The following is a 23,938-nucleotide window of genomic DNA, read 5'->3' on the forward strand; positions in this document are numbered from 1 at the left end:
GCGCTACAGGCTCCTGCGAAGCCCTGGGTGCGCCGCCTGCAGAGGGCCCGTGAACTGCTCGGCGGCCTCGGCGACGATCGCGTTCGGATCGGTCCAGGGCGGCACGTGCGTGAGCAGCAGACGCCCGACGCTCGCCTCCTGGGCGACGGCACCGGCACGCGCACCGGTCAGGTGCAGCCCGCGCGGCCCGTCCTCCTCCTCGAGGAAGGACGCCTCACACAGGAACAGGTCGGCTCCCCACGCGAGCTCCGCGAGGCCGTCGCACACATCGGTGTCCCCGGAGTAGACGAGCGTCGCCTCTCCCCCGCTCTCGGACGGCCCGGTGAGGCGCATCGCGTAGGCGGGCACGGGATGGGCGACCGCCGCGCACGTCACCGTGAGCGGGCCCACTGTCACGGGTGCTCCCGGCTGCCAGGCCGTCACCGGGAGCGCCGCGGTCGTCTCGGCGACGCCGCGCAGCTCCGCGATCCGCCCGCCGAGCCCGAAGGGACCATGCACGGGCACGCTCGCCTCACCGTCGGGGTGGTACTTGAGGTAGACGTCCATGACGGCGAGGTCCGCGCAGTGGTCTGCGTGCGAATGCGAGATGAGGATCGCGTCGAGCAAGCGCGGATCCGCGTAGCGCTGCAGAGGCCCGAGGGCGCCCGAGCCCAGGTCGAGCGCCACGCGCCACGTGCGCCCGTCGGCGTCATCCGCCTCGACGAGGTAGCACGAGGCCGGAGACGCCGCTCCCGGCGCGGAGCCGGAGCAGCCGACCACGGTCAGCCTCATCCGAGCGGCTCCACCGCACCCACCACGGGGCCCAGGAACCGCTGTGCGAGCGCCTCGAAGCGCTCCGACTCCCCAGTCGCGAAGAAGCGGTGACGCGGCGGCTCACCGTCCACGGGGCGCTCGAGCCCCGCCTTGGTCAGCGCGCGGTACACATCGATCGCAGTCTCCGTCGCGGAGTCGACGAGCGTGACGTCGGGTCCCATCACGTAGCCGATCGCGCCGGCGAGCATCGGATAGTGCGTGCAGCCCAGGATCACGGTGTCCACCTGCGCGTCCTTGAGGGGCGCCAGGTACTCCTCGGCGACCTCGATCACCTCGGGTCCGCTCGTGATGCCCGCCTCGACGAGCTCGACGAAACGCGGGCACGCCTGGCTCGTGATCGCGACGCCCGGCGCCGCCGCGAGCGCGTCGTCGTACGCGCCCGACGTGATGGTCGCCTTGGTGCCGATCACACCCACGCGCCCGGACCGGGTCAGCGTCGCGGCGCGGCGCACGGCCGGCACGATCACCTCCACGACGGGCACTCCGCGTTCGCGAGAGAACCGCTCGCGCGCGTCTCTCAGCACCGCGGCCGACGCGGTGTTGCATGCGATCACCAGGAGCTTCACGCCGTCGTCCACGAGCGCGTCCATGATCGACAGCGCATGCTCGCGCACCTCGCGGATGGGCAACGGGCCGTACGGGCCGTACTTCGTGTCGCCCACGTAGTGGATCGACTCGTGCGGGAGCATGTCCATGATGGCGCGCGCGACGGTGAGGCCGCCCACGCCTGAATCGAACACCCCGATGGGCGCGTCAGACATCGTCCTCCCCTAGGTCCTGTGAGCGGGCGGCGTCGGGCTCGTCGCCGTCCATGAGGCAGCGCACGAGCGACTCCTGGAGCCACGTGAGCGCCTCGTACAGCATGCCGAGCCACACGCGCTCGTGGTCGACGCCGGTCGCGTCCTCATCCTCGTCGAGCGTGCGCACAGCCAGGTCGATCTCGGCGTGCAGCGCATCGACCTCCAGATCGGTGCTGAGGCCCAGGCGCGTGGCGAGCACCAGGCGCACGTCGGTGAGCGCCGCGGCCGTCGCATCGGCCTCGACCCGCTCGACGCGCCACTGCTCGCCGTCCTCGCTGAGCTGGCGCCACATGCGGCGCAGCCTGTCCACCTTGAGGCCCCTGAGGTCGGCCTCGGTGAGCCGCCGGAACTCGTCCGCCACCTCGCGGTCCTCGGGGGACGCGTTGGGCAGCAGCCGCAGGATGGCGGGGTCGTCTGGCTCGGCGAGGGCCTCCTCGAGTCCCTGCAATGCCGCGAACAGCGCGCGTTCGGAGTCGATCGGCTCGGGCTCGCCCTCGCCCTCAAGGCCGAACCGTTCGCCGCCCAGCAGCAGGCCCACGTCAGCGACGATGCGTGCGAGCACCGTGCGCTCCTCGTCGTCCAGCTCGGCCACCATGGCGGCGTCGCGCGGCTCGAAGCCCCTCACTCGCCGCTCCGCTGCAGCGTGGCCCACAGGCCGTACCCGTGCATCGCCTGCACGTCGACCTCCATCTTCTCGCGCGAGCCGGTGCTCACCGCGGATCGGCCGTTCTCATGCACCTCGCGCATACGCTGCTCGGCCTCGGCCTGCGAGAAGCCGAAGTAGGTCTGGAACACGTAGGTCACGTAGCTCATGAGGTTGACGGGGTCGTTCCACACGAGGGTGACCCACGCGTCGTCCGGGCGCGTGGCGACCCCGCCCTCGGGCTCGAGCTCCTCTTGGAAGGCCACGGTCCCAGCCTAGGTCAGCGTCCGCTCGCCGCCATGGAAGCGGTCAGGACTCGCCGTCGCCGTCCTCGGGGCCGAACCGGCCGTCGAGGATCTCCTTGCACGCCGGGCACACCGGGAAGCGCTGCGGGTCACGTCCGGGGATCCACACCTTTCCGCACAGCGCGATCACGGGGTCGCCCGTCATCGCCGACTCGAGGATCTTCTCCTTGCGCACGTAGTGCGAGAACCGCTCGGCGTCGCCGGGCTCGACGACCTGACGCGTGTCCGTGCGCTCGATGGTGGCGGTGCCGCCCTGCGGCTGCTCGACGGGAGAGTTCGGCTCGCTCATGCGGCCCATCGTAGTCGCGCGGCGCGTGCGATTCAGGCGACGGCGCCCAGCAGGCGGCCGCTGCGCGAGTCGTAGAGCGTGCCGGAGACGCGCACCGCGAGCACCACCGCCGCGACGCCCAGCACGGGGCCGGTGACGGCGCTCACGCCGGCCCATGCGGGACGCACGATCACGCCGAGCACGAACGGCACCGTCACGAGAGGTGCGATCGCCGCCGACGCGAACGAGGACACGACCTGCGCGGCGAGGCCCGCGCCGAGCGACCCGACCTCCGCCGTGAACGGATTTGACCCTGGCTGCGGAGCGCGATAGGGCATGGCGACCGCCATCACGGCGGAGACGCCGACGGTCGCGCCCAGCGCACCGATCGCGGCGCCGACGAGCCCCGGCGCGAGGGCCCACTCGCCGGTCGCGAGCACCGCGAGCACGCATGCGGCGAGCACAGCCGGAACTGCCCACGCGAGCGTCGCCTCGACCCTCCCGCGCATGACGGCGTGGCCGCGACGCCCGCTGACGAGGTCGAGCCACATCGCCGTCGAGTCGTACGCGACGTCGTTGTGCCTGCCCCAGCCGATCGAGGCGGCGAGCAGCAGCGGGACCGCATACGCCCACCAGGTCGCGAGCCCCAGCGAGGGCATCACGACAGCGAAGAACAGCAGCGGGAACACCATCGCGCCCACTCCCGCGGAGAGATACCGGGGGTCCGACGCCCAGGCACGCAACGCGCGGCTGCGGACCGCTCGTGCTGCGGGTGGCGCTGCCGCCCTCGCGCGCACGCGTCGAGCCGCGACCCCGAGCGGCCCCGGGACGCGTGCGAGCGTCGCATCCCAGCGTTCGGATCGCGCCTGCGTGGCGAGGATGCGGTCGTCGCGGCGGCGCTCTCCCCCACCGCGCTGGCGTGGATGCACGAGCGCATGGGCGACCGACGCACGCCACGCGCCGTGCAGCAGCACCACCCAGGCCGCCGGCAGGGCAAGGCGCCACGCGACGCCGAGGAGGTCACCGTCGGCCGCGGCGTGCGGCGCGGCCATGCCCGAGGCGATCGGTGTGGCTCCGAGCGAGGAGATCAGCACCGGCACGTCGTAGTCGAGCACGAGCTCGAGCCCGTCGCGGAACAGCAGGACTGCCGCTGGCGCGAGGGCCGCGATGATGACGGCGCCCGCAGCGAGCGCGACCAGGCGCGCGCGACGCGATCCGAGCACGCGCGTGCCCCAGCCGACGGCGACCCGGGCGCTCATCACCATGACGGCGACGGTGAGCCCGGCTCCCGCGAGCGCGACGGGCAGCGCGGGCCACGGCTCGGGCTCCCACGCGAGGGCGAGCACCAGCATGGCCGCGAGGAAGAACAGCGCGGGCACGGTCAGGAAGGCGGCGACGGTCATCCCCGGCATGAGACGCCGGGCGGAGACGCCGAGCGAGGCGAAGCGCGTCGGCTCGAGCGTGTCGTCGAGTCCGGTGAGCAGCAGCGGCACCACGCACCAGCCCAGCACGAGGACGGACGCTGTCGCGACGAGCGCATCGGTCTTGAGATCGGGGTGCTGGTATGACAGCACGCGCTGCGCGAACCATACGGACGGCACGAGCGTGATCGACCAGATGACGCCGGAGACGAGCACGAGGACGCGCCACCAGTCGCGGCGCATCGAGTGCAGCGTCGAGCGCCACTTGAGACTCAGGACCGGCGCAACCACGTCAGGTCCCGCTGATCGGCGACGTCTCCCACGAGCGCGACGAACCTCTCCTCGAGGTCGGCACCGGCCCGCACCTCGTCGAGCGTGCCGTGGGCGAGCACCCGCCCGGACCCGACGATCGCGACGCGGTCGCACAGCCGCTCCACGAGCGCCATGACGTGCGACGACATCACGACCGTGCCGCCGCCCTCGACGAATGACGCGAGGATGCGCCGGATCGCGCCGGCGCTGACCGGGTCGACCGCCTCGAAGGGCTCGTCAAGCACCAGCACGCGGGGCGCGTGCACCAGCGCGCACGCGAGCGCGACCTTCTTGGTCATGCCAGCCGAGTAGTCCGAGACGAGCGTGCGGCCCGCGGAGTCGAGGTCGAGCGCCGCAAGCAGATCGTCTCGCCGCTGCTCCACCACGTCTCGGTGCATGCCGCGCAGGAGGCCTGCGTAGCTGATGAGCTCGGAGCCGGTGAGGCGATCGAACGAGTGCAGACCGTCCGGCAGCACGCCCAGCAGCGGCTTGGCGGCCTCCGGGTCGCGCCACAGGTCGACGCCGTGCACGTGGACGGTGCCGGCGTCCGGCACGAGCAGTCCGGTGGCCATGGACAGCGTGGTGGTCTTGCCGGCGCCGTTGGGACCCACGACTCCGTAGAAGGAGCCTTGCGGGATCTCCAGGTCGACGCGGTCGACCGCGACGGTGGCGCCGAACACCTTGCGCAGGCCTGCGAGGGTCAGGGCGGGAGTCACCGCCACAGGCTAACGCCCGCACGCCTCCTCACGGGGGTGTCTGTGAGACACCCCATCCTGCATTCAGCCTGCGGTGGCGAGCAGGAAGCCCGTGTACCCGAGCCAGACGGCGAGCAGCACCGCACCCTCGACCCGATTGATGCGGCCGCGCCCATCGCGTCGGCCGGGGATGCCCACTGCGAACAGCAGGAGCAGCACCGTGAGCGAAAGCAGCACCGGCAGGTCGCGGGTGAGAATCTCCGAGCCGACGACCGTGGGGGCGATGAGCCCGGCGAGGCCGAGCACGCCGAGCGTATTGAAGAGGTTTGACCCGATGACGTTGCCCAGCGCGAGGTCGTTCTCGCCCTTGCGGACGGCCGCGAGCGCCGACGCCAGTTCCGGCGCCGAGGTCCCGACGGCGACGACGGTGAGACCGATGATCAGGTCGGACCAGCCCAGCCGCTCCGCGATCCCGACCGCTCCCCACACGAGCACCCGGGACGAGATCACGAGCGCGACGAGGCCCACCAGCATCGTGGTCCACGCCGCGCGGCGAGACATCCCCGAGGCGGCGACCGCGACCTCGCGCGCGAGCTCGTCTCGGGATGCCCGCCGTGCCACGATGAGCGACCACGCGAGGTAGAGCACGAGCGTGCCCGCGAGCACGGCCGCGTCGGCGCGGGACAGCGCGCCGTCAGCCAGCAGGAGGCCCGCGATGATCGTGGCGACGAGCAGGATCGGCAGCTCACGGCGCAGCACGCCGCGGTGCACCGCGATGGGCACGATGATGGCTGTGGTGCCCAGGATGAGCCCGATGTTGGCGACGTTGGAGCCGAACGCGTTTCCCAGCGCGATACCGGGGTTTCCCTGCGCGGCGGCGATGCCTGAGATCACGAGCTCCGGGGCAGACGTGCCGAAGCCGATGACGAGCATGCCGATCAGCAGGGGCGCGAGGCCCAGGTAGCGTGCGACGGCGGCTGCGCCAGCGACGAAGCGGTCCGCGCTGAATGCGAGGGCCGCGAGGCCGACGACGGTGGCGACGACTGCGAGGGCCATGGACTGGAGCCTACCGGCGCGTGCATGCCCGACGCGGCGGCCGGGTGGATGCGCGGGTGGCGGTGGCTACGCCTCGTCCGTCGCGCAGGCCTCGCCGCCGATGCGGTCGTGGCGCAGCAGGGTCGCGAGGATGCGGGCGAGGTGGTCGCGGTCGGCGTCGTCGAGCGCGTCGAGTACGACGCGTCGGATGCCCGCGGTGTGGATCGGAAGCGAGACCTCGAGCTTCTCGAGCCCGGCGTCGGTGAGGACCGCGAACACGGAGCGGCGGTCCGTGGGGCAGGCCGTGCGCTCGATGAGCCCGCGCTCCTCGAGTCGTGCGGCGGCGTGCGAGAGCCTTGAGGCGGAGACGTGCGTGGATTCCGCGACGCGTGACATGGTCTCGGTACGTTCCGGGGAGCGCGCGAGCAGCGCGAGCACGGAGAACTCGAACAGGCTCAGTCCGGCGTCGCGCCGCAGCTCCTCCTCGATCGCGGCGGGCATGAGCGTGCTGAACGCCATGAGGTCCTGCCACAGGGAGGCCTCACGCGTGTCGAGCTGCTCGGTGGTCATGTGACGATCATACGCGCATTAGTTGACAGTTCAAGTGTTGCCGCCTAGAGTGCCGAGACGCGGATTATTTCAACTTTCAAGTAAGAAGGCGAACATGCCCCTCTCGCGCCCCCACGAAGACGCGCTCGCAGCAGGGACGCGCATGGGACCAGTCGAGTTGCACGTCGAGCACTTCGACGCGATGCTCGCGTACTACCGCGACGTCCTCGCGCTCGACCACCTCGCCGAGATCGACGGCGCCCACCTGCTCGGCCGCCACGGCGTCGCGACAGTCAGCCTCCGGCACACGCCCGGACTGCCCCGTTTCGCACGCTCGGGCGCGGGACTGTTCCACACCGCCGTGCTGTTCGACACTCGCGAGGCGCTCGCGGCCGCGGTCGCCCGCGTCGCGCAGTCCGGACTCGGCCGCTACACCGGCTCCGCCGACCACCTGGTCTCGGAAGCCTTCTACTTCGACGACCCCGAAGGCAACGGGGTCGAGCTCTACTTCGATCGCCCGCGTGAGTCCTGGCAGCGGGACGCGACAGGTCGTCCGCTGATGGACTCCCTCTTCCTGGACGCGAACCAGTACCTCACCACCCACCTGTCCGAGACCGAGGCGAGCGCGCCGACCGGTGTCGCCCGCGTCGGGCACGTGCATCTGCAGGTCGGCGACATCCCCACAGCGAAGGACTTCTACGTGAACGCCGTCGGCTTCGACGAGGTGATGGACATGGGTTCCGCACTGTTCGTGAGCGCGGGCGGCTATCACCACCACGTGGGGCTCAACACGTGGAACTCGCGAGGAGCCGGCCCGCGCGCCGCCTCGCTCGGCCTGGGCCGCATGGACATCGTCCTGCCCACGCCCGACGCGCTGGGCGCCTTGCACGACCGTCTCGCCTCCCGGGGCGTCGCGGTGGTCGACGACGGCCTCGCCGCCACCTTCGCCGACCCCTGGGGCTCGCGCATCCGTGTCACCGTCGACGCGTGACAAGGCGCGCGTGCACCACAGGCAACTGACCCTCCGTGCAATCTCCACGAGGTCGGTGACATCGAACCTACGGTGACGTAGGGTGAGGGGAACCGAGCGCGGCGAAAGCCCCGCGCGAGGCATTCGGCTGAGAAGTCGACGTTCCCCCGACCCGACCTCTGGAGCCGCACGTGACCTCCACGCACCCTCTGCCGCCCGTCAACCACGTCACCCGCTCGTTCACCGAACTCGCCGCCACGGTCCGCGACACCGGGCTCCTGCGCCGCGCGCCGGTGTTCTACGCCCTCTACGGCGCCGCCCTCGCGCTGGCCCTGGGCGGAGTCATCACCGGCTTCATCCTGCTGGGGGACTCGTGGTTCCAGCTGCTGATGGCTGCTGCGCTCGGCATCGTGCTCACCCAGGTCGCCTTCGTCGGCCACGAGGCCTCGCATCGCGCGGTCCTCTCGACCGGTCCCGCGAACGACAGGCTTGGACGCTTCCTCAGCACGGTCGTGGTGGGCATCAGCCACCAGTGGTGGATGAACAAGCATTCGCGTCATCACGCGAACCCCAACAAGCGCGGCGCCGATCCCGACATCGAGAAGGACACCATCTCGTTCGTCGAGGAGGACGCCGCCGCCGCGCGCGGGCCGATCCGCTGGATCACGCAGCGGCAGGGCTGGCTGTTCTTCCCACTGCTCACGCTCGAGGGACTCAACCTCCACTACCGTTCCGTCGCCTCGCTGATCATGCACGGCAGCCGCCGCCAGAAGTGGACTGAGCTGCCGTCGATCGCCCTGCACTTCGGCCTGTACCTGGTGCCCGTGTTCCTGTTCCTGCCGCTCGGACTCGCCTTTGCCTTCGTCGGCGTCCAGATGGCGGTCTTCGGCGTCTACATGGGCGCGTCGTTCGCCCCCAATCACAAGGGCATGGCCCTCGTGCCCGCCGATGCGCGCCTCGACTTCCTCTCCAAGCAGGTGCTCACCAGCCGCAACATCCGCGGCGGCTGGTTCATGAACATCTTCATGGGCGGCCTCAACTACCAGATCGAGCACCACCTGTTCCCCAACATGGCGCGCCCGCACCTCGCACGCGCCCGCGAGATCGTGCGCGAGCACTGCGCCTCGATCGACATGCCCTACACCGAGACCAGGCTCGTCGAGTCGTACGGCATCGTCATCGCCTACCTCAACCGCGTCGGCCTCGCGGCGCGCGACCCGTTCGACTGCCCCGAGCGCGTCGCCATGGGCCGCTGACAGGACCGCCGGGCCGCGCGTCGGGCATACGCAAGGCCCCCGCCCTCACCAGGAGGACGGGGGCCTTGCGCTGTGCGGCGTCGGCTACGCGACCGACGCGGGGACCACGAGGCCGTTGTAGGTCTCAAGGATCCACGCCTGCGTCTCCTCCGAGGTCAGCGCGTCGTAGAACGCGGCGACGCGGGCGTCGTCTGCCAGCTCGGCGCGGGTCGCGAGGATGTTGAAGTAGATCGACTCCTCGCCCTCGGACAGGAGCTGCAGGTCGCTCGACAGGCCCGCGGCGGAGGCGAACGAGAAGTTCACGATCGCAGCATCCTGGTCGTCGAGCGCGGCCGGAAGGCTCGCCGCGTCGACCTCGAGGAACTCGAAGCCGTTCGGGTTCGCGGTGATGTCGTTGACGGTCGAGGGGGCGTCCGTCACCTCGATGAGGCCAGCGGCGGCCAGCAGCAGCAGCGCACGCGACTCGTTGGACGCGTCGTTCGGGAGCGCGATGGTCGCGCCCTCCGGCAGGTCCTCAAGCGACTCGACGGTCTTCGAGTAGAGCGCGAGCGGCGGGAGGTAGACCTCGCCGACGTTCACGAGGTCATCGCCCGCGTTCTCGTTGTAGAGGTCCAGGAACGGGCCGTGCTGGAACAGGTTGACGTCCACCGCACCCTCGGACAGCGCCGGGTTGGGCGTGTTGTAGTCCGAGAACTCGGTGACCTGGATGTCGAGACCGGCGGCCTCGGCCTGGCCCGAGTCGATGACGTACTGGACGAGCTCGCCCGCCGGCACCGCGGTGGCGCCGACCAGCAGCGTCTGGAGCTCGGCGCCGGACTCGCCCGTGGCGGTCGAGTCCGCATCGGCCGAGCCGGAGCAGGCCGCGAGCGTGAGGGCCGCGGTCGCGGCGAGGGCGGTGAGGGGCAGGAAGTTCTTGCGCATGATGAGGTATCGCTTTCGTGTCGGTGAAGAGGGCCGACGCGCGTCCGAGGACGTGCGCAGGCCCGAGGGTTCTGCGGGGGAGGGTGCAGGGCGGGGCCCAGCACCCTAGGCGGGCGGCACCTCGGCGGCAGAGCGCGCGGAAGGGGTGCCACCCCGACGCATTCGGTTCGACATCCAGCCGCCGAGGGCCTGGATACAGGCGACGATGGCGACGAGCACGATGATGACGACGACGATGTACTCGGTGGAGTAGCGCTGGTAGCCGTAGCGCATGGCCACGTCGCCGAGTCCGCCTCCGCCGATGGTGCCGACGATCGCGGAGAAGTTGACCACGGACACTGCGGTCGTGGTGAAGCCGAGGATGAGCCCGGGAAGCGCCTCAGGCAGCAGCACCTTGGAGACGAGCTGCCAGCGCGTCGCACCCAGCGAGCTGCCGGCCTCGAGCAGACCCGGCGCGACCTCTCTCAGCGACATCTCGACGATGCGCGCGAAGAATGGCACGGCGGCCACCGTGAGCGGCACGATCGCGGCGGTCACACCGAACGCCGTGCCGAGGATCAGCCGCGTGAACGGGATCAGCGCGATCATCAGGATGATGAACGGGATCGAGCGGCCCAGATTGACGATGAGCTGAAGCACCACGTTGATGGTCCGGCCCAGTGCGCGCGAGCCCAGGGGCCGCTCGAGCATGCCGCCCTTGTCCGTCACGACGAGGAGCGTGCCGACGATCACGCCGAGGATTGCGGTCAGCAGGAGGGTCCACCCCACCTGGTAGAGGGTCTCCCCTGTGGCCTTCCACACGGTCGCGAACAGGTCGGGCCAGAAGTCCGGATCGCTGCTGTCGATCATGCGGCCTCCCTCACCCGGTTCACGGTGAGGCCCTGACCCTGCAGGTCCGCGACGGCGGCGTCGATCTGTGCCGCGCTGCCGGAGAGCTCGAGGCGCGTGCGGCCGGTCTGGCGGCCGTGAATGGTCTCGATCGCGGCGCCCAGCAGGCTCACGTCGAGCTCGTGCGTGCGGGCGAGGCGCGAGATGACCGGCTCCTCGGAGGCGAGGCCCACGAACGTGATCTCGATGATCGCGGTACCGCGCGGCTCGGGCAGCTCGCCCAGCGGGAAGAGGTCCCGCGACATCACCGAGTCCGTGCGCAGCACGATGTCGTCGAGGCGGCCGTGCTCCACGATCCGTCCGTCGCGCATGAGCGCAGCCGAGTCGCATAGGGTCTTGACCACGTCCATCTCATGGGTGATGAGCAGGATCGTGAGGCCGAGCTCGCGGTTGAGCTCGCGCAGCAGGCCCAGGATCGAGGCCGTGGTCTCGGGGTCGAGCGCGCTGGTCGCCTCATCGGAGAGCAGCACCTTGGGGTCCGCCGCGAGCGCACGGGCGATGCCGACGCGCTGCTTCTGGCCGCCAGAGAGCTCAAACACGCGCGCATGGGCGCGGTCTGTGAGCCCGACGAGCTCGAGAATCTCCCCGCTGCGGGCGCGCCGCGCGGCGCGATCCACGCCTGCGATCTCGAGGGCGAGCTCGACGTTGCCGCGCACGGTGCGCGACTCGAGCAGGTTGAACTGCTGGAAGATCATGCCGATGCCCTGGCGCGCGCGACGCAGCTCGGCGGCGCCCAGGCCAGTCAGGTCCACGCCGTCCACGGTGACCGTGCCCGAGTCGGGACGCTCGAGCATGTTGACAGTGCGGATGAGGGTGGACTTGCCGGCGCCGGAGCGACCGATCACACCGTAGATCTCGCCCTGCTGCACCTCGAGGCTGACCTGGTCGAGCGCGCGCACAGGCCCGGAACGGGCGGCGAAGGTCTTGGAGACCTGCTCGAGCGTGATCATTGCTTCCTCAAGGATGTACGGCGCGGAGGCGCACACCGTTGAGCGCAAGGGAACCGCCCAAGAGTACCGACAGTCGAGACACGTTGTCCAAATCGTGGCTGCCGCAACGGCGCGTGGCGCGCAGAAGGCCGCCCACCCGGACCGGGTGCGGCGGCCTTCTGCCTACAACAGGGATGAGTGGAGATGGCGGGAATCGAACCCGCGTCCGCATGTTCAAACCCAGGTCTTCTCCGGGCGCAGCCTGAGAGATGTTTCTCGGCCCCTCACCCGCATCAGGCGAGCAAGTGAGATAGGCCCAGTCGTCTAAGAGTCCCGCACCTCCCGACGACGAGGAGGTGCAGCCAGTTCCCTAGATGACGCCAGGGTCCAGGTCGGGATCTAGCCTGGGCTGACGGACTTCGAAGCTCGCTTAGGCAGCGAGGGCGAAGTCGGTGCGCTTGGAATCGGCACCTATGGTTTGCAGAGGGCGTTAACGAGATAACTCTGCATTCTCGGCCCGCTTCCCCTAGGAAGTAAACACACGTCGAAACCGATCATCCCCTGTGGAGTTGTCCCACCATTGTACGTGGCCAGTCGCGCCCTGGGAAGCGCCTGGGGACAGGCCCGACGCGGGGGCGGGCCACGTACGCACCTCACCCCAGCGTCGGGCCGGCGCCCTACAGCTCAAGCGCTACTGCCGTCTCGAGGGCCGCCTCGATGGACGCCATCCAGCCCTCCTTGAGACGCGCGTTCTTGTCGCCGTACACGCTGTCACCCGTGACGAGGTTGGACGAGCACGCGCACACCATGCCCGCTCGGAGGCCGCGCAGCCGCGCGACGATATACATCGCAGAGCTCTCCATCTCGACGTTGAGGATGCCCAGCTTCGCGAGCTCGGCGATCCACTCGGGCCCCTCGGCGTAGAAGGCGTCGTCCGTCGCGTTGATTCCGGAGAACACGGTGCGCTCCTTGCCCTCCATCACCGCGGCCGCGGTGGCCTTGAGCGACTGCGCGATCGCGAGGTCAGGCACCGCCGGATAGCCAGGGTGCGCGTACGCGGCGGTGGTGCCGTCGTTGCGCAGAGAGCCCTCTGAGACGAGCAGGTCGCCGGGCTCGATTCCAGGCTGGAGCGCGGCGGAGGAGCCGACGCGGATGAAGCTCGTGACGCCCACGCGCGCGAGCTCCTCGACCGCGATGGCCGTCGACGGGCAGCCCATGCCCGTCGAGGTCGCGGTGATGAGGCGACCCTTGTAGTAGCCGGTCATGGTGCGATGCTCCCGCTTGTGCGCGACGTCCTTCACGTCGGTGAGAAACTCCGCGACGAAGGGCACGCGGAACGGGTCGCCTGGCAGCAGCGCGACCGTCCCCACCTCCCCCGGCGCGACGTCGATGTGGTACTGGCGGGCATCGAGTCCGACTGCGGACTTGTCGACGATGTCGGTCATGGTCGTGGGGACCTTCCGTCGCAGGACCCGAGGGGCGGGGCCCGCCCCTAGCGGAGGGCCTGCGTGATCGCGATGCTACGACTGCGGTGTTTCGGCGACGTTGCGCGGATCGAGCGCACGCCCCGGGCTGAACAGCACGCTCCACGCCCAGCCCGCGGCCTCCGCCGCCGGCGGAAGAGGATCGCGCGCGAGCCACGCGGTGATGACGCCGAGCACCGAGCCCGCGAGCCCCGCGGAGACGACGTCCAGCGGCACGCCCTGGATGTGCCCGTCAGGATCCGGCACGGCGCTGACCTGGACCATCTCGGCGACGCGCGCCCTCAGCCTCACGATCACCGCCCCACTGGCGGCGCCGGACAGCGTCTGACGGTAGATCTCCGCGTTCTCCGCGATGTGCGCGAGGAAGTCGATGAGCAGCTGCGGAGGCGTGTGCGGATCGAGGTCCACATGCATGAGCTGCGCGCCCGCGGCGGCTGCCGCCTCGTCGAGGGCGTCGGCGAGGAGCGTGTCGCGATCCGCATAGTGCTGGTAGAACGTGCTGCGGTTGACCTCGGCGCGCTCCGCGATGTCGCTGACCGAGATCTCGCTCGGCGGACGCTCGCGCGCGAGCGCGAGCAACGCCTGCTGCAGGCGACGGCGGGTCCTCACGACGCGGGCGTCCATGGCCCCATGGTGCCAGGTCGGGTGTGCGCTTGCCACCAAAAACCGACAGGTGTTGGGCAACGTGCGGAACCGGGTTACAGTGGGGTCAGGCATCGTCGCCATCTCCCCACCCCTCGTCTGAGAAAGGCTTTGACGTGGCCAATTTCCTTTACCGCCTGGGACATTCGTCGTCCCGGCACCCGTTCGTCGTCATCGGCGCGTGGCTCGCGACGCTCCTGATCGCGGGCGCCGCGTTCCTCGGCTTCGGAGGCACCCTCACCGACAGTTTCTCGATCCCCGGGCTCGAGACCGAGCGGGTCACCGACCAGCTCGCGGAGGAGATCCCCGACCTCGTCGGAGGCTCGTCGCGCGCCGTGTTCGCCACCGAGGACGGCTCACCCTTCACAGGCACGCAGAAGGAGCAGGTCAGCGCCGCGCTCGAGGCCGCCACCGAGGTCTCCTCGGTCACCGGGGTGATCGACCCGTTCGCCACGCAGGCCCAGCTCGAGGAGCAGATGGCCCAGCTCGAGGGCGCGCCACAGCAGATCGCCGACGCGCAGGCCCAGCTCGATGACGGCCAGGCTCAGCTCGACGCCGCGCAGGAGCAGCTGAACGCCGGCCAGGAGCAGCTCGACGCTGCACGCGCCCAGCTCGAGGCGGGCCAGCAGCAGCTCGACGCCGCGATCGCCGAGGCGCAGGCCAACGGCACCTACGACTTCGCCGCTGACCAGTTCGCGCAGCAGCAGGCCGAGATCGACGCCGGGCTCGCACAGCTCGACTCCCAGCAGCAGCAGATCGACGCCAACCAGGCGACCATCGATGAGCAGCAGGCACAGCTCGATGACGGCGCCGCCGAGCTCGCCGCACAGACCGAGCAGCTCGAGTTCTCGACGAGCCTTGCCGAGGCGGCCTCCGGCATCAGCACGGTGTCCGAGGACGGCTCCGCCGCACTCGGCATCATCCAGTTCGGAACCAACGTGTACGAGGTGGTCCAGGAGGACAAGGACGCCGTCCTCGAGGCCATCTCGTCGGCGCCGCTCGACGGCGTCACGGTCAACTTCTCCGCCGACATCGCCACGGACGTCTCGGGCGTGCTGGGCATCGGCGAGGTCGTGGGAGTTCTCCTCGCGTTCGCCGTGCTGCTCGTCATGATGCGCGCGATCCTGCCGGCCGCGCAGCCGATCCTCACCTCTGTGATCGGCGTCGGAGTCGGCGTCGCTACGGCGCTCGCGTTCTCCGACGTCGTCGAGATGTCGTCTGTCACCCCCGTGCTGGGCGTCATGCTGGCGCTCGCCGTCGGCATCGACTACTCCTTGTTCATCGTCAACCGCCACCGCAAGCAGGTGCGCACCGGCATGGACGTGCACGAGTCCGCGGGCCTCGCCAACGGCACCTCGGGCAATGCAGTGGTCTTCGCGGGCGCTACCGTCATCGTCGCGCTGCTCGCGCTCAACATCACCGCCATCCCCTTCCTGGGCATCATGGGCACGGTCGCCGCGTTCAGCGTCGGCATCGCGGTCCTCACCGCCGTCACCCTCACGCCCGCGCTGCTCGGCCTCATGGGCACGCGCGTGCTGTCCAAGAAGGACCGCGCCAGCATCGGCTCGGCGGAGCACCACGAGGAGCCCGCCAAGGCGATGAGCACCGGTCGCGCGGTCGTGTCGTTCGTCGCCGCAGTGGCCGCGCTGCTCGTCATCGCGATCCCCGCGCTGTCCATGCGCCTGGGCCTGCCCGACGGCAGCCAGGAGCCCACCGACTCCACGCAGTACATCGCCTACAAGACCGTCGGCGAGAAGTTCGGCGAAGGCGTCAACGGCACGCTGCTGGTGACGGCCGACCTCCCGGAGGCAGTGACCGACGACGATCTTCTTGCCACGCAGGTCGAGCTCATCGACGCGCTCATGGAGAACGAGGACATCGCCGCGGTCGCGCCCGCGGGCGTCTCGGAGGACAACGACTTCCTCGCATTCCAGGTGATTCCCGTGGAGGGACCGTCGAGCGAGTCCACCGTGCAGCTCGTGCACGACCTACGCGCGCAGTCGCCGCTCGACGACGGCACCGAGATCGGCGTCGCGGGCGAGGCATCGGGCAACATCGACGTGTCCGAGAAGCTCGACTCGGTGCTCCCGCTCTACCTCGCCATCGTCGTGGGGCTCTCGCTCATCATCCTGATCATCGTGTTCCGCTCGCTGCTGGTCCCCGTGATCGCGACGCTCGGCTTCGTGCTGTCGCTCTTCGCCGCGTTCGGGGCGCTCACCGCCGTGTACCAGTGGGGCTGGCTCGGCTCACTGTTCGGCGTGCACGACCCGGGCCCGATCCTCAGCTTCCTGCCCATCCTGCTGACCGGAATCCTCTTCGGCCTCGCGATGGACTACCAGCTGTTCCTCACCACCGGCATGCGCGAGGCCTATGTGCACGGCACGCCGGCACGGGAAGCCGTCGTGGCGGGACTCAACCACGGGCGCGCGGTCGTCACGGCTGCCGCGATCATCATGGCGTCCGTCTTCGGCGGGTTCATGTTCTCCCACATCGCACTGATCCGCCCCATGGGCTTCGGCCTCGCGATCGGAGTGCTCTTCGACGCGTTCGTGGTGCGCATGCTCATCATGCCGTCGCTCATGCACCTCGCAGGCGACAAGGCCTGGTGGCTGCCGAAGTGGCTCGACCGCATCGTCCCGGATGTGGACGTCGAGGGCGCCGCGCTCGAGCGCTCGCACCCGGTGACGCACCACTACGACGATGAGGACTCGTCCGACGCCCCGGTCACCGCGCCTGCTGACCCCGCCCCGGCGTCGGGCACGCCCGAGGATGACGCCAAGTCCTGACCCGACCCGGCCAGCGCGAGGGGCCGCGAACCGTGAGGTTCGCGGCCCCTCGCGCATCCGCAGCACATGACCATTCGCGCCTGTGCCCTGTGAGGCAACCAGTGCTCTCTGCGGCCGCGCCAGAGCACTCAGTGCCTCACAGGAGCCAGTCGCGACTCACCAGCCTCCGCCACCGCCGCCGAAGCTGCCGCCGCCGCTGAAACCGCCGCCTGACGAGAAGCCTGAGCCGCCGCTCGATCCAGGCGTCGGCGCGGAGATCGCCGTGTCCACCGTGTGCGTGAAGTCCTGCATCTGCGACCCGAACGAGTGCGCCGAGGTCCAGAACAGCGCAGGCGCGTACATCCCTCCGTACCACGAGGGCGCTGGCACGTCGTGGCCCTCGCGCGCGAGCTGCTCGAACACCTTGGACCACTTGTCCGCCACCCCGAACGCGATCGCGAACGGCAGGTAGCGACTGAAGATGTCCTGGCCCTCCTCGAACCGCAGCTGGTTCGCGTCAGCCGTGGTCAGGTAGAGCCGGAATCCCTCGGTCTGGTGCAGGATGCGCGTGCCCTCGGCGGTGCGCGCGGGAGCGACAGGGCTCATGCACAGCGCCACGATGGCGACGACGACGAGCGCCACGCCCAGCAGCGCCGCGCTCGTGGAGACGGCGAGGAACACCGTCGCGAGCACTCCCGCGACGAGCCCGGCGACGCTGGCTCCTGCCCACGTGAGCCGCGCGGTGTTGGGGTTGCGACGGAACCAGCCGCGATCGGTCACGTCGCGGTACATCTCGGCCTGCACCTTGGCGAGATCCGCAGCGAACGTCGTCTTCAGTTCGCTGAGCAGCACCTCGTCGCGCCCGTCGAAGAGCGCGTCGAACAACGTGCGCCCGTACGCCGGCATGGTGTCGTCCGCATCGCGCAGGCGCACCAGCCGGTAGTCGTCCGGCTTCTCCGCGTCGCCGACGGGGTCGATGCGCAGGAATCCACGTACCGCCTGATCCACCATCGTGGCGGTGACGTCGCGCACGTCGGCCTTCTCGTCGATGAGCGTGCCGAGCTGCCCGGGCCGCAGCCCCTCGGGCGGCTCGAACTGCACGGTCACCGCGCGCTTGCGGCGGCGCCTCGTCGCGCCCGATGCCCCCGGCGCCGGCGCGAGACCCGGCACCTCGTCGGCGTACTCGACGTCGAACGCGGTGCGGCGCAGCTGCCGCACGAGCAGCGCGATGCCGCCGCCCAGCAGGAGGATCGCGCCGCCGACCGTCCACGGCGTGAGCGCGAACGCGCGCTGGAAGTCGTCGGCCACACGCACCTTCGCCGTCGTGTCGAACGTCCCCTCGGGGTAGAGCACCGCCACCGTGGCGGGCTCGTGCGGGTCGAGCGCATCGATCGTGAACTCCGCGGTCGAGCCGTCGACGCCGAGCGACGCGCACGGCTCGCTCGAGCCCTCGTAGCCAGCGAAGCACGCGGCGTCGAGCACGTCCGGCTCCGCGGTCACGACCACGTGGATGTCGCTGATCGGGGTGTCCCATGCAGAGCCGATGACGTTCCAGTAGAACTCGTCACCCGCGACGCCCGCATCGGTCTCGTCAGCGGTGGTGGCGTTCATGACGTGCGCGACGGCGTACTCGATCACGTAGGTCTGCACGCCAGAGACATCCCCGATGCCAGGGTCGCCGATGCGGATCGACAGCCATCCATCGGCCTCCTGGGTGTCGACCAGATCGGGCGCGCCGGTGGGGCTGTACACCCACGGTCCCGTGATGTCCCACACGCGCTCCAGCTCGTCGTCCACCGGCTGCGTGGTCGGCAGGTTCAGGTAGATGCCGTGTCCGGGCTCGCCTGCGAAGTCGAAGTCGATCTCGACGTGCGCGTACACGCTCCCGTCGTCGGTGAGCTCGTAGGTCGCATCCCACCGGTCCACGTGGCGGAAGTCCGGGTGGTCGGTGTCCGCGGCCGCGGACGTGGCTGCGAATCCAGCAGCGGCCATGGCGAGAGCGAACGGAAGGGCGGTCAGTCGAAGCAGACGCGTCATGCCACCCATCATGCCTCTATCAGGCAGTACGGCCAGGACCTCTGGTCCCGCCGGCCCGACGCGGCACGTCAGTCGCGCTGGCGGCGCAGGCTCATCGCACGCTCGGCCTCGCGACGGTCCTGCTTCTCACGCAGCGTCTGGCGCTTGTCGTGCAGCTTCTTGCCTCGCGCGAGCCCGATCTCGAGCTTCACGCGGCCGTCCTTGAAGTACAGGCGCAACGGGACGATCGTGAAGCCCTTCTCGCTCGTCTTGCGGGCGAGGTCCTCGATCTCGTGCGCGTGCAGCAGCAGCTTGCGCTTGCGTCGCACCGAGTGGTTGGTCCAGGTCCCCTGCACGTACTCGGGGATGTGCAGGTTCTCCGCCCACACCTCGCCGCGATCCACGTAGACGTAGCCCTCGCCGATCGTCGCGCGCCCCATGCGCAGCGACTTCACCTCGGTGCCCATGAGCACCAGCCCTGCCTCGAAGACGTCGTCGATGAAGTAGTCGTGACGCGCGGCCCTGTTGGTCGCGATCACCTTCACGCCGTCCGCCATGACTCACCTCCTCGGATCCGGCCCGTGCGGGCGTATGCGCCTCCAGCCGTGGAGACGCGAGGAACGAGTCTACGCCACCTGCCCCGCACCCAGGTGGGACGTGTCGCCCTCCCCCGCCTCAGCGTCGGGCATATGCCCGACGCGGCGGCTGGGACTCGCGTCGACGGATCAGGGAACCGGGCCCAGGATGCTCATCGGGTCCACGGTCGAGCCATTGACGTACACCTCGAAGTGCAGGTGGCATGCGGTGGACGTGCCCGTGGTGCCCGAGTAGCCCACCAGGTCGCCCTTCAGCACGTACTGGCCGGTGCTGACGGCGAACCGGCTCAGGTGGTTGTAGCTGGAAGCGACCGAGTCGCCGTTGTAGCGCCCGTGGTTGAGCATCACCTGCTGGCCGAACCCGCCTACGGTCTTCGCCCACAGCACCTCGCCGTCCGCGGCGGCGTAGATCGGCGTGCCGCAGTACGCGCGGAAGTCGGTGCCCGCGTGCAGGCGGTAGTAGCCGTACACCGGGTGCAGGCGCCAGCCGTAGCTCGACGTGACGTAGGGAACCTTCGTCGGGAAGTTCATGATGCCCTTGCCGACCGGCGTGGACGTGCTCTGCTCTGCCTCCTCGGCCGCCTTCTTGGCGAGGAGGTCACGCAGCTCGTTGCGCACCGCCTCCTGCTGCGCCTCGAGCTCAGCCTGCTTCGCGAGGTACTCCTGGCGCTTGGACTCGAGGTAGTCGCGCAGGTCCTGGGCCTCGTCGAGCAGCTTCTCGACCTCGGCCTTCTTCTCCTCGGCCGCGACCCGCGCGGTCTCGGTCTCGACGACCAGCGCGTCGGCCTGTCGCTTGAGCTCCTCGATCACCTCGCGCACCGCCTCCTGGCGAGCGGCGCGGTTCACGTTCACCGCGGCGATCTGCTCCATCTCCGCGAGCGCGTTGGCCTGCACGCGCTCTGCGGAGCTGCGCGCCGCGAAGTCATCCACGAACTCCTGCGCGGACTGCGCGCCGAACACGACGCCCAGGCTCGAGATGTCGGTTCCCACGTAGCTCTCACGCGCGAGGACCGCGATCGCCTGACGGATGAGCTCGATCCGCTCCTCGTCCTTGGCGATCTGCGCGGTCAGGGCCTCGTCCTGCGCCTGCGCGGCCGCGAGCTTGTCCGCGACGATCTTCTGCTCCAGCACCGCGGAGTCGTAGCGCTCCTGCGCGAGCTCGAGCTCGGCCTGCACGACCGGCAGCCTGCCCTCAAGCTCCTTGAGCTGACGGTTCGCCTCCACGATCGCCGCATCGGTGTTCTCGAGCGCGCTCTCCAAGTCATCGAGCTTCTGCTCGTTCGACTGCTGCTCCTTCTTGGCGTCGGCGATTTCGTCGTCGTACGACGACGCCGTCGGCGTGCGCGTGCCCTGCGCTGACGCCGCACCCACGAGCAGGCCGCCCGCGACGGCGGTGGCGAGGATGAGTGCGATGAGCGTGGTGATGCGGCGCGAGATCGTCATGCGCGCGTGTACCTCCCAAGTGTCAGCAGGGACGCGAAGGCCGCGAGCCCCACGGCGATGAGCAGCAGCCACGGGGCGATCGTGAGCACATCGTCGCCCGTGACGTAGTCGACCCAGCCCACGGACGAGCCCAGCCAGTCCTGAACGAGATATCGGACGGAAAGCCACAGACCTGTAATCGCGAGCACGGCACCGGCGGTAGCCGCGACGGCGCCCTCGAGCATGAACGGCAGCTGGATCAGCGTGCGAGACGAGCCGACCATGCGCATGATCGTCGTCTCGCGCTTGCGGCTGAGCGCACTGAGGCGCACGGTCGTGGTGATCAGCAGCACGGCAGTCAGCAGCATCACGGCGGCGAGCCCGGCGGCCACGAGCGTCGCTGCATTGAGCACCGCGAACAGGTCGTCGAAGATCTCGCGCTGGTCCTTCACGTACTCGACTCCCACGAGGCCCGCGGTCGCGTCCGCGACCACCTGGAACTGCTCGGGGTCGGTGAGCTTGACGCGGAAGCTCGCCTGCATGTCGTCTGCGGTGAGGAAGTCGGTGACGGACGAGTCGCCGCGGTCCACGAGGTTCTCGTACGCCTCCTCCTTGGACTCGTACTCGACGGTCTCCACGAGGTCAGCGACCGCGCCGTTCTCGAGCACGTCGAGGATCGCGGCCTCCTGCGCCGGCGTGGCCTCGCCCTGCGCGCACTGCTCCTGCAGCGAGTTCGTGGGGCACAGGAAGATCGACACCTCGACGCGCCCGTACCAGTCGTCCTTGAGCTGCCCGATCTGCGCCTGGATCAGCGAGGCCGCGCCCACGAACGTGAGCGACACGAATGTGACCAGCACCACTGACAGCGCCATCGTCGAGTTCCGGCGAAGACCGTTGATCACCTCGCCGAAGATGAACCGCAGCCTCATGCGCGCTCCAGCCCGTACACGCCGCGATCCTGATCGCGCACCAGGTGGCCGCCCTTGAGCTCGATGACGCGCTTGCGCATCTGGTCCACGATCTCGTCGTCGTGCGTGGCCATGAGCACAGTCGTGCCTGTGCGGTTGATGCGGTCCAGCAGACGCATGATGCCCACCGAGGTGCCGGGGTCGAGGTTTCCCGTCGGCTCGTCGCACAGCAGGATCGGCGGGCGGTTGACGAACGCACGCGCGATCGCGACTCGCTGCTGCTCACCGCCGGAGAGCTCATGCGGGAAGCGGCGCTCCTTGCCCGCCAACCCGACGAGCTCGAGCATCTCCGGCACGGTCGCGTCGATCTCACGGCGTCCCTTGCCGATCACCTGCAGCGCGAAGGCCACGTTCTGATACACGGTCTTGTTCGGCAGCAGCCGGAAGTCCTGGAACACCGCGCCGATCTCGCGCCGCAGGTGCGGCACGCGCCACGCGGAGAGCCGGTTCAGGTGGCGACCCGCCACGTAGACGTCGCCGCCCGTGGGACGCTCCTCACGCAGGATCAGCTTGAGGAAGGTCGACTTGCCGGAGCCGGAGGAGCCCACGAGGAACACGAAGTCCCCGCGCTCGACCTCGACATCCACAGCGTCAAGCGCCGGTCGAGCTCCACGCGAGTAGACCTTGGTCACGTTCTCTAGACGAATCACAGCCATCCGGGCACGGGGGGACGGACCCATGCCTCCTGCGTGCATGGTAAGCAGGCGCCGGGCGCGAACCTGTCAGGGCGCGCCGCCGAAGGTGCGCGGTGTCCGAAGTGTCACACTGCGCGCGGGCGATCCGCGGTACACCGATGTCCACTGGGACGCATGAACGGCATGAGAACGTCACTGGGCGTCCACTCCTGGCGCGCAGCCCGCGTCGCCATGTGGACGCTCAATGCCGTTCTCGGTCATGCACCGCTTCGCAGTGGACGTTCCTGTACCGCAGCGGCGCGCGTCAGTCCTGCTGAGTCTGCTGCGCGCGGCGCCAGCGAATTCCCGCGTCGATGAAGCCGTCCAGGTCGCCGTCGAACACGACCTGCGGGTTGCCCACCTCGTAGCCCGTGCGCAGATCCTTGACGAGCTGCTGGCCGTACAGGAAGTACGAGCGCATCTGGTCGCCCCAGGACGCCTTGATGTCGCCCGCGAGCTCCTTCTTCTGCGCGGCCTCCTCCTCCTTCTTGAGGAGCAGCAGTCGCGACTGGAGGACGCGCATCGCGGCGGCCCGGTTCTGGATCTGACTCTTCTCGTCCTGCATCGAGACGACGATGCCGGTGGGCAGGTGCGTCAGGCGCACGGCCGAGTCAGTCGTGTTGACCGACTGGCCGCCAGGACCGGAGGAGCGGAACACGTCCACCTTGATGTCCGCCTCGGCGACCTCGATGTGGTCGGTCGACTCGATCTGGGGGATCACCTCGACTGCCGCGAACGACGTCTGACGCTTGTCGGCGGAGCCGAACGGGCTGATGCGCGCGAGGCGATGCGTTCCTGCCTCGACGGACAGCGTGCCGAACGCGTACGGCGCGTTGACCTCGAACGTCGCCGACTTGATGCCCGCACCCTCCGCGTACGACGTGTCCAGCACCTTCGTGCCGTAGCCGTGGCGCTCGGCCCACCGCAGGTACATGCGCAGCAGCATCTCGGCGAAGTCGGTCGCGTCGTCGCCGCCCGCGCCCGAGCGGATCGTGACGACGGCGTTGCGCTCGTCCCACTCCCCCGACATGAGGGTGCGCACCTCCATCGCGGAGAGGTCCTTGCGGAGCTTCTCGAGCTCGGCGTCCGCTTCGGCGAGCGTGTCCTCGTCGTCCATCTCCTCTGCCATCTCGACGAGCACCTCGAGGTCGTCGATGCGACGTCCGAACCCGGTGATGCGCGCGAGCTCGGCGTTCGCGGAGCTCAGGGCGCTGGTGACGGCCTGCGCGTTGTCCTGGTCGTCCCACAGGTCCGGCGCAGAGGCCTGACGCTCCAGGTCGGCGATGCGCTCCTTGAGCTTGGTCGGCTCGAGCACCGCCTCGATCTGCTCGAAGGTGCCGCGCAGCGCGGCGATCTCGGTCGGGAAGTCGGTAGCCACGGTGCTCCAGTCTAGTCGCGGGCCCACGAGGCCATCCACGCATACGTCGCGCCCGCCCGACGCTGCGGCGAGGGCGGTCCTCACGTCGCGGCCGCGTCGGGCGGGCGCGACGAAGCCCCGGTCCTTCGGAGGTCAGGACCAGGGCTTCGTCGGTGTCGCCGGCGTGTCCAGAGCCGGCGAGGCTCAGC

The 23,938-nt window shown here is 69.8% G+C and carries 23 protein-coding genes and 1 other RNA gene; 3 read left to right on the top strand and 21 right to left on the bottom strand.

All coding sequences use genetic code 11. The features are described from left to right. Nucleotides 1-3: 3 nt before the first annotated feature. From B7K21_RS08110 to B7K21_RS08150, 9 genes are all read right to left on the bottom strand, one after another. Nucleotides 4-771, bottom strand: a complete 768-nt coding sequence (locus B7K21_RS08110) for an MBL fold metallo-hydrolase (protein WP_084074948.1) — start codon at nt 769-771, stop codon at nt 4-6. Then, entirely contained in the window at nt 768-1,574 is an 807-nt protein-coding gene (gene murI / locus B7K21_RS08115; protein WP_084074949.1) for a glutamate racemase, read from the bottom strand. Before murI ends, B7K21_RS08110 begins: the two co-directional genes overlap by 4 nt. Next, a complete protein-coding gene (locus tag B7K21_RS08120) occupies nt 1,567-2,238 on the bottom strand; it encodes a DUF2017 family protein (protein WP_084075454.1) in 672 nt (223 codons plus the stop codon). The genes murI and B7K21_RS08120 overlap by 8 nt, the downstream gene beginning before the upstream one ends. Then, nucleotides 2,235-2,522: an ATP-dependent Clp protease adapter ClpS gene (gene clpS, locus B7K21_RS08125; protein WP_084074950.1), complete on the bottom strand. Its 288-nt coding sequence runs from the start codon at nt 2,520-2,522 to the stop codon at nt 2,235-2,237. The genes B7K21_RS08120 and clpS overlap by 4 nt, the downstream gene beginning before the upstream one ends. Before the next feature lie 43 nt (nt 2,523-2,565). Beyond that, nucleotides 2,566-2,850 carry a DUF3039 domain-containing protein gene (locus tag B7K21_RS08130; protein WP_084074951.1) on the bottom strand — a complete coding sequence of 95 codons (285 nt, stop codon included), beginning with the start codon at nt 2,848-2,850 and terminating at the stop codon, nt 2,566-2,568. Nucleotides 2,851-2,882: 32 nt separating this feature from the next. Further along, nucleotides 2,883-4,541: a hypothetical protein gene (locus tag B7K21_RS08135; RefSeq protein WP_084074952.1), complete on the bottom strand. Its 1,659-nt coding sequence runs from the start codon at nt 4,539-4,541 to the stop codon at nt 2,883-2,885. Beyond that, a complete protein-coding gene (locus B7K21_RS08140; protein WP_234989252.1) occupies nt 4,523-5,278 on the bottom strand; it encodes an ABC transporter ATP-binding protein in 756 nt (251 codons plus the stop codon). Before B7K21_RS08140 ends, B7K21_RS08135 begins: the two co-directional genes overlap by 19 nt. Before the next feature lie 63 nt (nt 5,279-5,341). Further along, nucleotides 5,342-6,313, bottom strand: coding sequence for a calcium/sodium antiporter (locus tag B7K21_RS08145; RefSeq protein WP_084074954.1), 972 nt, complete (start codon nt 6,311-6,313; stop codon nt 5,342-5,344). 66 nt (nt 6,314-6,379) lie between these two features. Further along, nucleotides 6,380-6,862, bottom strand: a complete 483-nt coding sequence (locus B7K21_RS08150) for a MarR family winged helix-turn-helix transcriptional regulator (protein ID WP_084074955.1) — start codon at nt 6,860-6,862, stop codon at nt 6,380-6,382. Between the two features lie 94 nt (nt 6,863-6,956). Here B7K21_RS08150 and B7K21_RS08155 point away from each other — a divergent pair, with 94 nt between their 5' ends. Beyond that, nucleotides 6,957-7,832, top strand: coding sequence for a VOC family protein (locus tag B7K21_RS08155; RefSeq protein ID WP_144016138.1), 876 nt, complete (start codon nt 6,957-6,959; stop codon nt 7,830-7,832). Nucleotides 7,833-8,002: 170 nt separating this feature from the next. Next, nucleotides 8,003-9,067 carry an acyl-CoA desaturase gene (locus B7K21_RS08160; protein WP_234989253.1) on the top strand — a complete coding sequence of 355 codons (1,065 nt, stop codon included), beginning with the start codon at nt 8,003-8,005 and terminating at the stop codon, nt 9,065-9,067. An 84-nt stretch (nt 9,068-9,151) separates the two neighbouring features. Here B7K21_RS08160 and B7K21_RS08165 read toward each other — a convergent pair whose 3' ends face one another. The 6 genes from B7K21_RS08165 to B7K21_RS08190 all read right to left on the bottom strand — a co-directional run bounded on the left by B7K21_RS08165 (nt 9,152) and on the right by B7K21_RS08190 (nt 13,913). Beyond that, entirely contained in the window at nt 9,152-9,988 is an 837-nt protein-coding gene (locus tag B7K21_RS08165) for a MetQ/NlpA family ABC transporter substrate-binding protein (protein ID WP_084074957.1), read from the bottom strand. Nucleotides 9,989-10,093: 105 nt separating this feature from the next. Then, complete coding sequence (locus B7K21_RS08170) at nt 10,094-10,837, bottom strand: methionine ABC transporter permease (RefSeq protein ID WP_084074958.1); 744 nt, start codon at nt 10,835-10,837, stop codon at nt 10,094-10,096. Further along, nucleotides 10,834-11,826: a methionine ABC transporter ATP-binding protein gene (locus B7K21_RS08175; protein ID WP_084074959.1), complete on the bottom strand. Its 993-nt coding sequence runs from the start codon at nt 11,824-11,826 to the stop codon at nt 10,834-10,836. The genes B7K21_RS08170 and B7K21_RS08175 overlap by 4 nt, the downstream gene beginning before the upstream one ends. A gap of 175 nt (nt 11,827-12,001) precedes the next feature. Beyond that, nucleotides 12,002-12,367: a transfer-messenger RNA gene (ssrA, locus tag B7K21_RS08180) on the bottom strand. Between the two features lie 115 nt (nt 12,368-12,482). Then, nucleotides 12,483-13,250 (bottom strand): nucleoside phosphorylase, encoded by a 768-nt coding sequence (locus B7K21_RS08185; protein ID WP_084074960.1) that lies wholly within the window; start codon nt 13,248-13,250, stop codon nt 12,483-12,485. Between the two features lie 75 nt (nt 13,251-13,325). Next, nucleotides 13,326-13,913 carry a TetR/AcrR family transcriptional regulator gene (locus tag B7K21_RS08190; protein WP_084074961.1) on the bottom strand — a complete coding sequence of 196 codons (588 nt, stop codon included), beginning with the start codon at nt 13,911-13,913 and terminating at the stop codon, nt 13,326-13,328. A gap of 134 nt (nt 13,914-14,047) precedes the next feature. On the opposite strand from B7K21_RS08190, the gene B7K21_RS08195 reads away from it, so the two are divergent. Further along, entirely contained in the window at nt 14,048-16,717 is a 2,670-nt protein-coding gene (locus B7K21_RS08195; protein WP_084074962.1) for an MMPL family transporter, read from the top strand. A 156-nt stretch (nt 16,718-16,873) separates the two neighbouring features. Here the strand turns inward: B7K21_RS08195 and B7K21_RS08200 are convergent, their stop codons facing one another. From B7K21_RS08200 to prfB, 6 genes are all read right to left on the bottom strand, one after another. Further along, complete coding sequence (locus tag B7K21_RS08200) at nt 16,874-18,733, bottom strand: DUF2207 domain-containing protein (protein ID WP_159448455.1); 1,860 nt, start codon at nt 18,731-18,733, stop codon at nt 16,874-16,876. A gap of 68 nt (nt 18,734-18,801) precedes the next feature. After that, nucleotides 18,802-19,269 carry an SsrA-binding protein SmpB gene (gene smpB / locus B7K21_RS08205; protein ID WP_084074964.1) on the bottom strand — a complete coding sequence of 156 codons (468 nt, stop codon included), beginning with the start codon at nt 19,267-19,269 and terminating at the stop codon, nt 18,802-18,804. A 168-nt stretch (nt 19,270-19,437) separates the two neighbouring features. Continuing rightward, a complete protein-coding gene (locus B7K21_RS08210) occupies nt 19,438-20,751 on the bottom strand; it encodes a M23 family metallopeptidase (RefSeq protein ID WP_084074965.1) in 1,314 nt (437 codons plus the stop codon). Further along, a complete protein-coding gene (ftsX, locus tag B7K21_RS08215) occupies nt 20,748-21,659 on the bottom strand; it encodes a permease-like cell division protein FtsX (RefSeq protein ID WP_084074966.1) in 912 nt (303 codons plus the stop codon). The genes B7K21_RS08210 and ftsX overlap by 4 nt, the downstream gene beginning before the upstream one ends. After that, nucleotides 21,656-22,348, bottom strand: a complete 693-nt coding sequence (ftsE, locus tag B7K21_RS08220) for a cell division ATP-binding protein FtsE (RefSeq protein ID WP_084075456.1) — start codon at nt 22,346-22,348, stop codon at nt 21,656-21,658. Before ftsE ends, ftsX begins: the two co-directional genes overlap by 4 nt. Before the next feature lie 289 nt (nt 22,349-22,637). Further along, on the bottom strand, nt 22,638-23,750 hold the full coding sequence (prfB, locus tag B7K21_RS08225; protein WP_084074967.1) for a peptide chain release factor 2: 1,113 nt from the start codon (nt 23,748-23,750) through the stop codon (nt 22,638-22,640). Between the last annotated feature and the right edge of the window lie 188 nt (nt 23,751-23,938).

Source organism: Demequina sp. NBRC 110052, from assembly GCF_002090075.1.
Taxonomy (GTDB): Bacteria; Actinomycetota; Actinomycetes; order Actinomycetales; family Demequinaceae; genus Demequina.